This is a genomic window from Actinoplanes sp. NPDC049598 (assembly GCF_040675435.1).
Taxonomy (GTDB): domain Bacteria; phylum Actinomycetota; class Actinomycetes; order Mycobacteriales; family Micromonosporaceae; genus Actinoplanes.
The window spans coordinates 108,188-121,968 of record NZ_JBFAOX010000010.1; the positions used below are offsets into that span (position 1 = coordinate 108,188).

The 13,781-nt window shown below is 69.9% G+C and carries 18 protein-coding genes; 10 read left to right on the forward strand and 8 right to left on the reverse strand.

Translation table 11 applies throughout. The features are described from left to right. Window positions 1–30 precede the first annotated feature (30 nt). The 3 genes from AB0J66_RS23515 to AB0J66_RS23525 all read left to right on the forward strand — a co-directional run bounded on the left by AB0J66_RS23515 (window position 31) and on the right by AB0J66_RS23525 (window position 2,442). Window positions 31–606: an RNA polymerase sigma factor gene (locus AB0J66_RS23515; RefSeq protein WP_364664237.1), complete on the forward strand. Its 576-nt coding sequence runs from the start codon at window positions 31–33 to the stop codon at window positions 604–606. After that, the gene (locus tag AB0J66_RS23520; protein ID WP_364664240.1) at window positions 599–1,510 is read left to right on the forward strand and encodes a CU044_5270 family protein; all 912 of its coding nucleotides are present in this window, start codon (window positions 599–601) and stop codon (window positions 1,508–1,510) included. Before AB0J66_RS23515 ends, AB0J66_RS23520 begins: the two co-directional genes overlap by 8 nt. Before the next feature lie 113 nt (window positions 1,511–1,623). Continuing rightward, window positions 1,624–2,442, forward strand: coding sequence for an Ltp family lipoprotein (locus AB0J66_RS23525; protein ID WP_364664243.1), 819 nt, complete (start codon window positions 1,624–1,626; stop codon window positions 2,440–2,442). Between the two features lie 73 nt (window positions 2,443–2,515). On the opposite strand, the gene AB0J66_RS23530 is transcribed toward AB0J66_RS23525, so the two are convergent. After that, entirely contained in the window at window positions 2,516–3,256 is a 741-nt protein-coding gene (locus AB0J66_RS23530) for a helix-turn-helix domain-containing protein (protein WP_364664246.1), read from the reverse strand. Between the two features lie 206 nt (window positions 3,257–3,462). Between AB0J66_RS23530 and AB0J66_RS23535 the strand changes: the two genes are divergently transcribed. Genes AB0J66_RS23535 through AB0J66_RS23545 form a run of 3 tightly spaced genes read left to right on the forward strand, consistent with a single transcriptional unit; the run spans window position 3,463 to window position 5,890 of the window. Then, a complete protein-coding gene (locus AB0J66_RS23535; protein WP_364664249.1) occupies window positions 3,463–4,125 on the forward strand; it encodes a DUF4097 family beta strand repeat-containing protein in 663 nt (220 codons plus the stop codon). An 11-nt stretch (window positions 4,126–4,136) separates the two neighbouring features. Continuing rightward, entirely contained in the window at window positions 4,137–5,117 is a 981-nt protein-coding gene (locus AB0J66_RS23540; RefSeq protein ID WP_364664253.1) for an ATP-binding cassette domain-containing protein, read from the forward strand. Then, a complete protein-coding gene (locus tag AB0J66_RS23545) occupies window positions 5,114–5,890 on the forward strand; it encodes an ABC transporter permease (protein ID WP_364664256.1) in 777 nt (258 codons plus the stop codon). The genes AB0J66_RS23540 and AB0J66_RS23545 overlap by 4 nt, the downstream gene beginning before the upstream one ends. Window positions 5,891–5,934: 44 nt before the next feature. On the opposite strand, the gene AB0J66_RS23550 is transcribed toward AB0J66_RS23545, so the two are convergent. From AB0J66_RS23550 to AB0J66_RS23575, 6 genes are all read right to left on the reverse strand, one after another. Continuing rightward, window positions 5,935–6,348 carry a peptidoglycan-binding domain-containing protein gene (locus AB0J66_RS23550; protein ID WP_364664259.1) on the reverse strand — a complete coding sequence of 138 codons (414 nt, stop codon included), beginning with the start codon at window positions 6,346–6,348 and terminating at the stop codon, window positions 5,935–5,937. A 125-nt stretch (window positions 6,349–6,473) separates the two neighbouring features. Next, window positions 6,474–7,217, reverse strand: a complete 744-nt coding sequence (locus AB0J66_RS23555) for a hypothetical protein (protein ID WP_364664261.1) — start codon at window positions 7,215–7,217, stop codon at window positions 6,474–6,476. Continuing rightward, window positions 7,214–7,735, reverse strand: coding sequence for an RNA polymerase sigma factor (locus AB0J66_RS23560; protein WP_364664263.1), 522 nt, complete (start codon window positions 7,733–7,735; stop codon window positions 7,214–7,216). The genes AB0J66_RS23555 and AB0J66_RS23560 overlap by 4 nt, the downstream gene beginning before the upstream one ends. A 31-nt stretch (window positions 7,736–7,766) precedes the next feature. Then, entirely contained in the window at window positions 7,767–8,666 is a 900-nt protein-coding gene (locus AB0J66_RS23565; RefSeq protein WP_364664266.1) for an NADP-dependent oxidoreductase, read from the reverse strand. Between the two features lie 19 nt (window positions 8,667–8,685). Beyond that, a complete protein-coding gene (gene sigJ, locus AB0J66_RS23570; protein WP_364664268.1) occupies window positions 8,686–9,570 on the reverse strand; it encodes an RNA polymerase sigma factor SigJ in 885 nt (294 codons plus the stop codon). A gap of 136 nt (window positions 9,571–9,706) precedes the next feature. Further along, on the reverse strand, window positions 9,707–9,982 hold the full coding sequence (locus AB0J66_RS23575) for a hypothetical protein (RefSeq protein ID WP_364664271.1): 276 nt from the start codon (window positions 9,980–9,982) through the stop codon (window positions 9,707–9,709). 55 nt (window positions 9,983–10,037) lie between these two features. Between AB0J66_RS23575 and AB0J66_RS23580 the strand changes: the two genes are divergently transcribed. The 4 genes from AB0J66_RS23580 to AB0J66_RS23595 all read left to right on the forward strand — a co-directional run bounded on the left by AB0J66_RS23580 (window position 10,038) and on the right by AB0J66_RS23595 (window position 12,179). Continuing rightward, window positions 10,038–10,457: a MarR family transcriptional regulator gene (locus AB0J66_RS23580; protein ID WP_364664273.1), complete on the forward strand. Its 420-nt coding sequence runs from the start codon at window positions 10,038–10,040 to the stop codon at window positions 10,455–10,457. 350 nt (window positions 10,458–10,807) lie between these two features. Beyond that, on the forward strand, window positions 10,808–11,011 hold the full coding sequence (locus tag AB0J66_RS23585) for a hypothetical protein (protein WP_364664275.1): 204 nt from the start codon (window positions 10,808–10,810) through the stop codon (window positions 11,009–11,011). Window positions 11,012–11,119: 108 nt separating this feature from the next. Beyond that, window positions 11,120–11,299 (forward strand): hypothetical protein, encoded by a 180-nt coding sequence (locus tag AB0J66_RS23590; protein ID WP_364664735.1) that lies wholly within the window; start codon window positions 11,120–11,122, stop codon window positions 11,297–11,299. A 166-nt stretch (window positions 11,300–11,465) separates the two neighbouring features. Beyond that, complete coding sequence (locus tag AB0J66_RS23595; RefSeq protein ID WP_364664277.1) at window positions 11,466–12,179, forward strand: creatininase family protein; 714 nt, start codon at window positions 11,466–11,468, stop codon at window positions 12,177–12,179. A 256-nt stretch (window positions 12,180–12,435) separates the two neighbouring features. Here AB0J66_RS23595 and AB0J66_RS23600 read toward each other — a convergent pair whose 3' ends face one another. Then, entirely contained in the window at window positions 12,436–13,773 is a 1,338-nt protein-coding gene (locus tag AB0J66_RS23600; protein WP_364664280.1) for an MFS transporter, read from the reverse strand. Window positions 13,774–13,781: the final 8 nt, after the last annotated feature.

Sequence of the window (13,781 nt, forward strand, 5' to 3'; positions counted from 1 at the left end):
ACAAGCGTCACCGAAGAAAGAGGATCAGGGATGGATGACGCTTCGATACTGCTCCGGTCGCGAAGCCGGCCGGAGGAGTTCGCGGTGCTGTTCGATCGGCACGCTCCCTACATTCACCGGTACCTGGCCCGCCGTCTCGGCGACCAGCATGCCGACGACCTGGTCGCCGAGACGTTCCTGGCTGCCTTCCGGCGCCGCGACACCTTCCGGCCCGAACACGGTGACGTTCGGCCCTGGCTCTACGGCATCGCCACCAATCTGATCGCCCAGCACCGCCGCGACGAGGCGCGCGCCCTACGGCTGAAACGAGCCGTACCGCCGGACACCGACACCGTCTGTCATGCCGAGCAGGTCGCCGTGGATGTCACCGCCGCCGCATTGTGGCAAGTGCTCACCGCGGCGTTGGCCGACCTGGCCGACGGCGACCGCGACGTGTTCCTGCTGATCGCACAGGAGGAATTGACGTACGAGCAGGTCGCGGCGGCCCTGCGAATCCCGGTGGGCACGGTTCGCTCGCGTCTGCACCGCGCCCGTACCCGACTGCGCGCCGCGCTCGGCGGCAGCAACCCGTTGACCACCGTCGAGCAGGAGATACGCCATGGATGAGATCACGCTGACCCGCGAGCTCGGCCGGGGAACGCCGCTCCCGTCGCCCGATCGGCTCGCCCCGGCCCGGGCCCGGCTGCTGGCCGAGCTGACGGCAGACTCGGCCCAGTCGCCGGGCGAAACGTCGCCACAGACCCACCCTCGGCGGCTGACCCGTCGAGTCCTCGCGCTGGCCGCCGCGGTCGCCGTTGTCGTAGCCGGCGCGACGACGACGCTGGGCGATCGGGGCCCGGAAACCCCGCCGGTCGCGACGGTGCCGGTCGCCCAATTCCTCGACACGGCCGCCGCGGTGGCCGGCAAGGAGCAGGACGTCGTGCCCCGCGGTGATCAATTCGTCTATGCCAAGACGATCGGCCCGGACGGTACGTCGCGCGAAAGCTGGTACTCAGTCGACGGCCGGCACGACGGCCTGGCGCGAACCTCCAAGGGCGCGGAAGAGGTCATCCCCGGCTGCATCGAGGGCCGGCAGAAGGGCTCCGACAGCACGGGACAGGCCGTCCAGGTTTCGTGCGAGCCTGAGCCGCACGTCCGGCCCGACCTACCGACCGATCCGTCGGCCTTGATCACCTGGCTGACCAAGCGCAGCCTCGACAAGAACGGCAAAAGGAACGTCAACGGCGTCGCCAAGGACATGTGGTCGCTCAGCGACGGATACTGGCTCCGTCCGGCCCAGCGAGCCGCCCTCTACCGTGCGGCCGGCATGATCGACGGCATCAGCCTGGTGCCGAACTCGAAGGACAGCACCGGCCGAACCGGCACCGGCGTCGCCTGGACCTCCCCAGGCGAGTCCGAGCCCCAGGTCATGTGGATCTTCGACGCCACAACGCACGTGCTGCTCGGTTCGCCGCTTTCCTCGCTGGTGACGCCGCCGCTCATCGTCGACGAGCCGGGCCAACGCCCCTGACCCACCACGAAAGCGGAGCGGCGCCCCTGAGCTGGCGTCTCCCGGTTGCTCAAGTGGCGGTGGATCCGACCGATCCATGCGGCGATCCCGCCCACTCGAGAGGTCCTGCCGGTATGTCACAGCATCCGTTCTCGCCGTCGTACGCTCCGATGCCGCCCTTCGCCCCGCGGCCGGTCCGGAGCCCGTTGCCGCTCTGGGCGCTGGGCACTGGGATTGCCGCTCTCGTGTTGTCCTGGGTGCCGGTCCTGGGGCTGCTGCTTGGTCTGGCGGCGGTCGCCCTCGGGGCCGTCACTCTCGCTAAGGCGATGAGCAAGGCCAAGGCGGCGATCGGTCTGGCGCTCGGCGTCCTCGCCTTGATGATTAACGTCATCGTGCTCGCGGCATCAGGCTCGGCTCCCTCGAACGAGGTGAGCGCCGCCGCCACCGCGCCCACGACGGCCGCCACCACGGTTGCGACCGCTGACCCGACTGTCGAGCCCGTCGTCGACGTCACCAGCGAGCCGCCGACGGAGCCGCCGACGGTCGCGCCGACCACCGAAGCGGCCGCGCCGACCGTCGCGCCCACCACGAAGGCAGCCCGGCCCACGGTCAAGCCGACCACGAAAGCGCCCACCGCCAAGCCGGTGTCGTTGGAGGAGCAGAACGCCATCGAATCGGCCCGGAGCTACCTCGAGTTCACCGCGTTCTCCCGTAAGGGCCTGATCGACCAGCTGTCCTCCGACGCGGGCGAGGGGTACCCGGTGAAGGTGGCCACCCGCGCGGTGGACTCTCTGCACATCAACTTCAACGAGCAGGCCTACAAGTCTGCCAAGAGCTACCTCGAGTTCACGTCGTTCTCACGCAAGGGTCTGATCGACCAGCTCGAGTCGGACGCCGGCGAGGGCTTCACCCACTCGCAAGCCGTCTACGGAGTCAACAAGGTGGGCCTCTGACCAGCAGGTCCGCGGCAAGCTCCAGGCCCCGCCCGACCGCGACCTCGCGGCCCGGCGGGGCCTTTCCGGCTGTTCAGCGGTTGTCGCCGCTGCCGCCCACCTGATCCGTGGGCTTGGTGTAGAGGATGTCGCGGGCCTGTTCGGCGGCGCGGATGATGCTTTCGGCGACGAAGTCCATGAAGCGGGCGACGTTTTCCAGGCGCACGGCGGCGGGGGTGCCGGGGCCCAGGATGGGGATGCCCTCGCGGGCGGTTTTGGCCAGGTCGATGTTGGATTGGGCGCTGGCCAGCATGGACTGGAACCAGACGTCGTCGTCGACGCGGTAACGCTCGCGGCGGCGGTCGTCGCGTTCGCGGCGGATCAGGGTCAGGTCTTCGAGCAGGGCTACGGCTTTGGAGACAGAAGCGGGACTGACCTGCAGGCGCTGGACGAGCTCGGCGGCGGTGAGGCTGCCCTCGTCGGTGGTGAACAGGCAGGTCAGGATGCGGGCGGTCATTTTCGGCAGGCCCTGCGACATGATCAGGGTCGTGAAGGTTTCCTGATATTCGAGCAGGGCGGCGGGGTCGCGGCCGGGCGTTGGTGGGGTGGCCGGGCTGCCCGCGGCGGGTGGCCGGCGGCGGTGGGCGCGGCGTTCGGTGGCGCGGTGGGCCAGGTCGGAGCGGTAGCCGGTGGGGCCCCCGTTGCGCATGACCTCGCGCGTGATGGTCGAGGTGGGGCGGTCGAGGCGGCGGGCGATCTCCGCGTACGCCAGGCCGTCGGACAGGCCCAGCGCGATCTGCTGGCGTTCCTGCTGGGTGAGCCTGCCTCCAGGCATGCCGTCTCCCTTCACTGGATCGGTGTCAGCCTAGCGTTCACTTCGGCCCAATGCAACGCAACGTTGCGTTGATCGCCACTCTAGTGCAACGATTAGCCGGTCTTGAGCTGGCAAAACTATAACTCAGTGCAACAAGTACATTGCCTAATCCTTGAACGCAACGTAGCGTTTCCTGCATCGGAAACAACGACTGCAAGGAGCAGGCAATGACAACGTTCGAGACCCCCGCCCCGATCGCCGCCGTCCTCGACATCCCGGCCGGGCGAGTTCAGTTCATCGCCGCCGACCGGGCCGACACCACGGTCGAGGTCCGGCCGGCCGACGCTTCGAAGAGCCGGGACGTCAAGGTCGCCGAGGAGACGACGGTCGAGTACGCCGACGGCGTTCTGCGGATCGCGGCCGCCGCCCGCAACCAGCTGCTCGGCAGCTCCGGCTTCATCGAGGTGACCGTCCAGCTGCCGGCCGGCTCGCGGGTCGAGGCCAAAGCGGCCAGCGCCGAGCTGCGCGGCGTGGGCCGGCTGGGCGACGTCGTCTTCGAGGGCGCCCTGGGCGAGATCAAGCTCGACGAGGCGGCGAGCGTCCGTTCCACCACCTCGGCCGGCGACGTGGCGATCGGCCGGCTGACCGGGCCGGCCGAGATCACCACGGTCAAGGGCGACGTGCAGATCTCCGAGGCCGTACGGGGTGCCGTCGCGCTCCGGACGCAGGCGGGCTCGATCACGGTCCTCGCCGCCCCCGGCGTGTCGGCCTCGCTCGACGCCGGCACCGGTTACGGCCGGATCAGCAACGACCTGCGCAACGACGGTGCCGCCGTCCTCGACATCACCGCCACCACCGGCTACGGCGACATCGTCGCCCGCAGCCTCTGAAAGGGACAGTCATGACGAACTTCGCTATCGAGGCCCGCGGTCTGCACAAGTCGTACGGGGACAAGGTGGTGCTCGACGGCATCGACCTCGCCGTACCGGAAGGAACGATCTTCTCGTTGCTCGGCCCGAACGGGGCCGGCAAGACGACCGCGGTGAAGATCCTCTCGACTCTCGTCGCGGCCGGGGCCGGCTCCGGCGAGACCCGCGTCGGCGGTCACGACCTGGCCGCCGAGCCGCAGGCGGTTCGCGCCGCGATCGGTGTCACCGGGCAGTTCTCGGCGGTCGACGGTCTGATCACCGGAGAGGAGAACATGCTGCTCATGGCGGATCTGCACCACCTGCCGCGGGCCGAGGGCCGCCGGGTCGTGGCCGACCTGCTGGCCCGCTTCGACCTGGTCGAGGCCGCCTCGAAGCCGGCGTCCACCTACTCCGGTGGCATGAAGCGCCGCCTCGACATCGCGATGACCCTGGTCGGGCGGCCGCGGATCATCTTCCTGGACGAGCCGACCACGGGTCTCGACCCGCGCAGCCGGCACAACATGTGGCAGATCATCCGCGAGCTGGTCACCGGCGGCGTCACCGTCTTCCTCACCACGCAGTACCTCGAGGAGGCGGACGAGCTGGCCGACCGGATCGCCGTGCTCAACGGCGGCAAGATCGTGGCCGAGGGCACGGCCGAGGAGCTCAAGCGGCTCGTCCCGGGCGGGCACATTCTGCTCCGCTTCACCGACCCGGCCGCCTACCAGGCCGCCGGCACGGCCCTGCCCGGCGCCGTCGGCGACGACACCGCCCTGACCCTGCAGATCCCCAGCGGCGGCAGCCAGCGCGACCTGCGCGCGATCCTCGACCGGCTCGACGCGGCCGACGTCGCGGCCGACGAGCTGAGCGTGCACAGCCCCGACCTGGACGACGTCTTCTTCGCCCTGACCAGCACCGAAGCCCCGACCAGCACCGACACCCTGACCAGCACCGACACGGAGGTTGCCCGATGAGCTCGCTCGCCCTGGACTCGACCACGATGCTGCGCCGGAACCTGCTGCACGCGCGGCGTTACCCGTCCCTGACGCTGAACCTGCTGCTCACGCCGATCATGCTGCTCCTGCTGTTCGTCTTCATCCTGGGTGACGCGCTGAGCGCCGGCATAACCCACGGTGAACCCGACCGCTCCCGATATCTGGCCTACCTGGTTCCCGGGCTACTACTGATGACCATCGGCAGCACCGTGATCGGCACCGCGGTCTCGGTCTCGAACGACATGAGCGAGGGCATCATCGCCCGCTTCCGGACGATGGCCATCCACCGGGGATCGGTGCTCGTCGGGCATGTCATCGGCAGCGTGCTGCAGTCGGTGATGAGCGTGATCCTGGTCGGCGCCGTCGCCGTCGCGATCGGCTTCCGCTCGACCGATGCCACGCTCCTCGAGTGGCTGGCCGCCTTCGGGTTGCTGGTCCTCTTCGCCCTGGCCCTGACCTGGATCGCGGTCGGCATGGGCCTGGTCAGCCCGAACGCGGAAGCGGCCAGCAACAACGCGATGCCGCTGATCCTGCTGCCGCTGCTGTCCAGCGCCTTCGTCCCGGTCGAGTCGATGCCCGGCTGGTTTCAGCCGATCGCCGAGTACCAGCCGTTCACGCCGGCCATCGAGACGCTGCGGGGCCTGCTGCTCGGCACCGGGATCGGGCACAACGGCTGGCTCGCGGTGGCCTGGTGCGCCGGTCTGGCGATCCTCGGCTACTTCTGGTCGACGTCGCGCTTCAACCGCTCCTGAAGCAAGAAAATGGGGGCCGGTGAAAACCGGCCCCCATTTTTACATCAGCTGACGCGGCGGCACGGGTCGCCGTAGTCCGGGTCGACGTGCTTGATCGCCTTGCGGGTCAGCGGGCCGTACATGCCGTCCGCGCCGGTGCCGGCGACGCTCTGCACCTTCTTCAGCGCCTTCTCGGTGTTGCCACCGAAGTCGCCGTCGATGGTCAGCGGGTAGACGTCGACCGCCTGGAGCGCCGACTTGTAGCAGTCGTTCAGCGTGTCCTGCAGGCGGCGGACGCCGTCGCTGTTGGCGCCGCGGACCATGCCGCAGTTCACCGAGCCGTTGGAGGCCGCCGGAACCAGGGCGCCCTGGTAGGTGACCGACTTGGTGCAGACCGGGTTGGCCAGGATGGAGACCAGCGGGTCGGCCGAGGCCGGGCCCGCCGCCACCAACTGGAAGCCACCGATGCCGGCGGTCACGAAAGCCGCGGCTGCTACTCGTTTTGCCCAACGCGTTGCCATGACACACTCTCCCCGTTGTTGGTACACAGTGGAACTGGACCGCCGCGTACGGTAACAGAGGGCAGAGGAATTCATCTATCCCGTCAGGGCAGCTGGGACGGCCGCAGCTCGGTGGTGCCGCGGGCGGTGTGCACGACCACGGTGAACGTGTCCGGGCCGTCGCCACCCTCGGGACCGGGCCACCAGGCGCCCCACCAGCCGTTGCGGACGCTGGCCTGGAAGGTCTTCCCCCGGTCGAGCCGGATCTCGACGGCGGTGACCTCGGGGCCGGCCAGACCGACGATGTTCGACCACAGGTTGTCGCCGTCGCCGGCCGAGCTGCGGGTCTCCAGAGTCACCGAGTCGGGGGCGGCCGCGGGCGGTGGGGTGACGCCGTCGGTCAGGCCCATCGAGGCGAACCGGTCCTTGTCCACGCTCAGGCACTCGACCAGCGCGCCGTTGTTCTTGCGCAGGATGAGCAGGGTCATGTCGCCGCGCTGCTCGGCCAGGATCACGTCGGACGGGCTCACCTTCCCCGGCGGGCCGCCGGTGTCGCCGGCCCCGCACGTGGCGGCTTGGGGCATGACCTGCTCGCCGGTACGGGCACTGGGCATGGCGGTCCACGAGGCGATCGCCTTCTCGCCCGCACCGGGAAGGACCGCCGGCACGACGACCGCCGCCACCACACCGGCCGCCGCCGCGACCGCTCCGACGGTCAGCATCCGCCCCCTCCGCGCCGGGACCCGGCGCTCGGCCATGGTGCGCTCGACGAAGGCTCGGGAGCGGGCCCACTGCTCCGGGGTGGGTTCGTGGCCGAGGGCCGGATCGAGAAACTTGATGTCGTTCACGACTGCTCCTGAAGGGTGGGGCGGGTGTCGGCCGGTTCGAGGGCGGCCTGCAGCCGCTGACGGGCCCGGGAGAGGCGCATCGCGAACGTCGAACGGCGGCAGCCGAGCACGGTGGCGGCCTGCTCGGCGGTCAGGCCGTCGAAGCCGACCAACGCGAGCGCCTCGCGGTCGGCCGCGCTCAGCGTGCGCCAGGCCCGCTGCAGGTCGAGCCGGGCGGCCGCGCCGAGCGACTCGTCGTGCCCTTGCGGCTTTTCGGTTGACGTCAGGCGTACATCCAGGGCCTTTCGCCGCAACCAGCCCCGGGTCTGGTTGGCCATGACCCGGCGGGCGACCGCGAACAGCCACGGCCGGGCGTCCTCGGGCAGATCGCCGAGGCGTCGCCAGGCCGTGAGGTACACGGTCGAGACGACGTCCTCGGCCTCGTCGTCCGGTACCCGCCGTTGCACGAAGCGGAGCAGGTCGGCGAACGTGTCCTGGTGCAGCGCCCGGAACCGTTGTTCGCTTGCTTGGTGGTCCATGCCCCCTACCTGTCCGGCTGGGCGGAGACTGTCACACCGGTTCGACGACCTTGATGACGGCCCGGCCGGCGGCGAACGCAGCGGGCGCCTCGGCGAGCGGATGCACGGGGTTGGGCAGCGGCTTGAGGCGGCCGTCGCGCACGCGTGCGGCCAGGTCGGCGAGCCGGGCGCGATCCGCTTCGACGACGAAGAAGACCGCACGCCCGTTGCGGGGCAGGGTCTTGGGCGGCGTCACGATGCTGACCAGCGTGCCGCCGGCCCGGACCAGGGCGGCCGAGCGGTCGAGGATGTCGCCGCCGATCACGTCGAGGACGACATCGGCCTCGCCGGCGTCCTCGAGCCGGTCGCTCTCCAGGTCGATGAACGCGTCGGCCCCGAGGGCGAGGGCCCGGTCCCGGGCGGTGGCCCGGCCGGTGCCGATGACGCGGGCGCCGGCCTCGCGGGCGAGTTGCGCGGCGATCGAGCCGACGTCGCCCGTGACGCCGTGGATCAGGACGGTCTGGCCTGCGGCCAGGTGGCCGTGGTCGAACAGGGCCTGCCAGGCGGTCAGCCCGGAGATGGGCAGCGCGGCGGCCACGGTGTGCTCGATGTCCGCCGGCAGCGGGGCGAGATTGCGGGCCTCCACCGCCGTGTACTCGGCCAGCGTGCCGTTGCGGGCCCAGTCGGTCAGGCCGAACACCCGCTGGCCGACGGTCAGGCCGGTGGTGCCGTAGCCCAGCTCGGCGACGACACCGGACACGGCGTGGCCGGGCACGCTCGGCGTCCGGTCCCGGCCGGCGCGGTCGGTCCAGGTGGTCGGCCAGTCCAGCTCGGTGCGGGTGTACGCGGCGGCGTGCACCCGCACGACGACGTCGTTCTCGGCCGCGTGCGGGTAGGGCAGCTCGGCCAGGGACAGCCCGGTGGTGCGATCCCGGACGATGACGGCTTGCATGGTGTGCTCCTTCGTCTTTTCAGGGAGACGAGGTAGCCCCCCGGGGTGTGACGGCCCCGAGCTTTCGAGGATTGATGACCCGGCGGTACGCGGTGACGCGGCCCCCGGCGATCTCCATGGTGTCGACCGAGTAGACGTGGCCGTCCCGGTAGTACACGAGGGCGAGCTCGCCGCCGACCTCGGCCACCTGGACCCGCCCCAGCTGCCACTGGCGCTTCACACGCAGGAGGACCTCGCCGACGCGTACGCCGCCGCGAATGGGTTTGCGGGCCGCGAAGGCCTCGCCGCCCCCGTCGGTGAGATAGACGATCTCCGGATGGAGCAGCGCGACCAGCCCGGCCAGATCGCCCTGCTGATACGCGGCGCGGAAGGCCGTGAGGACACGTTGCCGCTCCGCCTTCGACGCCTGGGGCGCGGACTCCTTCGCCTTGGCCACCCGCTGCCGGGCCCGCGAGGCGTACTGCCGGGCGTTGGGCGCCGCGACGCCGAGCACCTCGGCGATCCGCGGGAAGCCGATCCCGAAGACGTCGTGCAGCACGAAGGCCACCCGCTCGGGCGGGCTCAGCTCCTCCATGATCAGCAGCATGGCGGTGCTCACCGACTCGTCCACCAGCACCGGCTGCGCCGCGTCGGGCCCGGTCAGCAGCGGCTCGGGCAGCCACGGCCCGACATAGGTCTCCCGGCGGACCCGGGCGCTCTTCAAGATGTCGTACGCCCGTCGTGCCGCCACCGTCACCAGCCAGGCCCGCAGATCCGTGACGCCGGCGAGCTCGGCCGCGGACGCCCGCAGCCACACGTCCTGGGTCACGTCCTCGGCGTCGGCCACGCTGCCCAGCAGCCGGTAGGCCACCCCGAAGACCGCGGGCCGATGCGACTCCCACTCGGCGCCGAGCCGGTCCTCCATGCCGACCAGCGTAGCTACGAGGCCGGATCGGAGTCGGAGGAGATGAGCACGACGTTGCCGTCCGGGTCGTCGATCATCGCCGCGTAGGGCCCGGCGGTCTTCCTGGGCGCCATCCGCCCGTGATAGCCGGCCGCGGTCAGTTGGCCCACTCGGCGTCGACCGCCGCGTCATCACCGACGAAGAACTCCAGGAACTGCTGGTAGCCGCGCTCCGGGCGCACCCAGTCGGGGTCGTTGAGCGCCGCGAAACCCTCGGCCAGCACGAGACTGACTCCGCTCGGCATCCGGTAGAGCGAGAAGGGCCGGTCGGGAGGCGGCTCCGGCATGTCCAGGCCGAGAAGCCGGTAGAACTCGATCGACCGTCCGAGATCCCGTACGTCGAGGCCGATCATTCCGAACTTGATAGTAGGCATGCGCTTATCGTCTGCGTTAGCTTACGATCTGTCAAGCCATGAAAGAGTGAGACCCGTGGGTGACGACAGCGAGCGGGCGGATCTGGCGGCCATGGCCGTACGGCTGACCCGGCGCCTGATCGCCATGGAGGAGCCGATCCTGGCCCGCCACGACATCGCGATGTGGGCCTACGCCGTCCTCAGCGCCCTGCGTGAGCGGCCCACGCGCACCCAGGCCGCCCTGGCCACCGCCATCAACGCCGACAAGACCCGCCTCATCCCGGTCCTCGACGACCTGCAGCGCCGGGGGTTGATCACCCGCGACCCCGACCCCGCCGACCGCCGCGTCCGCCTGTTGAGTCTCACGCCGGCCGGCCGCGCCCTCCACCAAGCCGTGCAGGCCGACATCCGCGCCGCCGAGCAGACCCTGCTGGCCGACCTCGCCGAGGATGACCGCGCCGGTTTCCTGGCCGCGCTCGACAAGCTCAGTCATTGAAGTCCAGCACCACCCGCTCGGCGCCGCCGTCAGCAACCTGCTGACGGAAGTCATCGAGTTGAGGGGCGGTGCTCATGTCTATTTGACCGCCACGTGCACCACGGTGCAGGCCCGGCCCACCCGCGCGGACAATTGCAACTCCACGACCGCCTCCGAACCGACGCCCTTGCCGGCGCCGCTGAGCACTCCGCTACATCAACAACCCAGGGGGCGAGCGCCGAATCAAGCCTTGCCGCTCTTCCACAATGGCCGGACCGGCCGGGCTCAGGTCGCGGTGGCGGCCCGCCTCACCGTCGGCGACGAACTGGCCGAACGGGGCGAGGACCGGCCGAGATGACACCATGATCGACATGACTGCTGACGAGCATGCTGCCCGCGCGGCCGAGCTCACCGCCGAAGCCGAACGCCTCTACCAGATCTGCTTGGTCGACTATCAAACCAACATCAACGAAGACGACCACTCGGACGAGCCGTACGTTCCCGGCGCCGACCTCGCGATGCTCACCGCCACCACACAACTCGCCCAGGTCCACGCGACGCTCGCCCTGCGGTGAAGCGCGGCCGAAGGGACTCGAACCCCTGACTCATCCGCAAAGTCAAGAGCGAAGCCGGTTCGACTGCCTCGTCAAAGTCAGCGGATCCCCCCGGTACGGCTCCACGACCTGTGCCACTGCGCCGCCACCTACCTACGCCACGGCGGCGCCGACATGAAAGAGATCCAGGAAGTCCTCGGCCACTCCACCATCGGCCTCACCTCCGACACCTACACGTCGGTTATCCTCGAGCTGCGGCGGCCGAACGCCGACGCGGCCGCCAAGCTCATCCCTCGCGATGCCGCGTAGCTTCCGCAACAGGAACGCAGGCCCGACGCGCTGCACGGGTCGGGCGGCGAGAGGCACTAACAACGGGCGGTGCAGATGGTCAGGGCTTCGCGCGGAAGGGCGTTTGCGCCGTCGCGTAGTTCACCGACTTCTATCGGGACGTCCGGAGTCCTGCAACGCTTGACTCATGACTCTGTTGCCTAACGCCACAAGCGCCGACGAGCGGAGGCGCGGGGCGAAAGTCGCGGTGCTACCAGTCGGAAGCTTCGAGCAGCACGGCGCCCATTTACCCTTGGCGACCGATACCGTCGTCGCTTGCTCGATCGCCGAGCGCGTCGCTGCTGCGTACGACCTGTTCCTGCTTCCTCCAGTGACGATCTCCTGCTCGCACGAGCACAGCGCCTGGCCCGGCACCGTAAGCATCAGTCACTCCACGCTGAGCGCGATCGTCTCCGACGTGTTCGGCTCACTTCGGCTATCAGGGATCGAGCGGCTGGCTTTGGTGAACGGGCACGGCGGCAACTACGTGCTCGGCAACATCGTGCAGGAGGCGAACGTCGCAGGGCCCACGATGACCCTGTTCCCGGCACGCGAGGACTGGAACGTCGCTCGGCAGGCGGCCGGCCTCGGTAGCAATAGCCACGACGACATGCACGCCGGTGAGCTTGAAGTCTCGGTGCTACGCCACGTCGCCCCCGAACTGGTGAAGCCTGGAGTCGAGGATAGCGATCACCGCGCCCGGGAACGCAAGCTTCTTCTGGTCTATGGCATGGCCGGGTACACCGAGACTGGAGTGATCGGAGTGCCATCGAGCGCCTCCGTCGACAAGGGCCGTGCGGTTCTCGACAGCCTCACGGCAACCTTCAAGGAGCATCTCGATGCGCTGACGGCCGGTCATTAACCCCGCCGGATGGTCAGCGATCGCCGTCTCACACGGCTGATCGATGCCGACGAGGACGTGGTCAGGATCCTGGGGACGGGAAGCGTCGGTCTTGACGACTCCGCTGCATTCGCCCTATACCGACCGGACGTCGCTCGGTTCACCGCAACCGAGGTACCGGACACGGCGGCCGTGCTCACCGCCGGCGCAACGGCCTGAGCGTCAGGGCACACCATCAACCCGTCCCGCCGCCTTCGCGGCTGCGGGACGGGCCCAATCAGGACGCGCTGCTTGCCGCCGGCTCGGCGCTCGCCATGACCTGATCGACGGCCACCCGCCGCCCGGCGATGGCCGTGGCGGCCGCCGCGGTGATCAGCAACAGGCCTGCGCCCGCAAACGCGGTCTTTGGGGCCGCGTCGACGGCGAGGGGCAGGGTCAGCATGCCGACGGTTCCGGTGGTCCGGATGACGGTCTGGTCGACCGTGAGCAGGCGCAGCCGTTGCGCCGGGGCGAATCCGGCGAGCCTGGTCCGCAGGGTGACCGCAGCTGCCGGGGTGGCCAGGCCGGCGGCGAACCCGACGGCCAACAACACCGGCAGCGTCGGTGCGACGCTGTATCCGATAAGCGCCAGCCCGGTCACCGACCAAGCGCCGCAGTACACCGTCAACCATCGGCCCAGGTTGAGGTTCCCGATGAGCAGATTCCCGGCGAGCGCACCGGCGCCGACGGCGGACAACGCCAGCCCGTACCCGGCCGCGCCCTGCCCGAGCCGCATCGCGAGCAAGGCTGGCAGCCCTACAGCGGACACTGCTGCGACGAAGAACCCGATCCCGTGCAGGCCGACCGCGACCGCGATGTCGGGGTTCCGGCGCAGCACTGGCCACGCCGCGACTGGCTCTGTACGACCGGGCGGCGCGGCGGCGGTGCCCGGCGTCACCGCCCGTGCGGCACGGCAGGTGTGCCCGCGTAGCCACCACATCGCGATCGCCGAGACAGCGAACGTGACACCGTCCAGCGCGAAAAGTTGGACCTCGGAGACGACCATGAGGATCAATCCGACGCAGCCGGGTCCGGCAACCACGGCGATCCGGTTGGTCAGATCCAGGAGCGCGGTAACCTGGCGCACCTGGTCCCGCTCGACCAGATCGGGGACCAGACCACCTAGGTTCGGGTCGAACAGGACACCGAGGGCACCGAGCGCGAAGACCAATACCAGCAGCACGGCGATACCCGACCGGCCAGGCGTCCACAGCAGCGGCACCGCACAGGCAACAGCGGCGCGGCCGGCGTCCAGCCAGCCCAGCGCACCGAACGACGAGAATCGGGCGATCAAGCCCCGGCCGAACGTCCCGATCAAGATGTACGGCAGCGACTCGACCACCGCGGCGATACCCATCCACACCGCCGACCCGGTCGCCTCGTAGACGACCCACATGATCGCGAGCCCGTAGAGCCGATCGCCGAGGACGTTGAGCGCGGCCGAACTCCACAGCACCAGAACCGGCCGCTGCCGTAGAAGTCCCAGATATCCCACGCGCCGTACCTCCAAGATCGGGTGATGCGGAGCCGGGCCCTGATCCCCGTCCACTAGCCACCGACCCGGGCTCGGGGTCACCGCGGCAA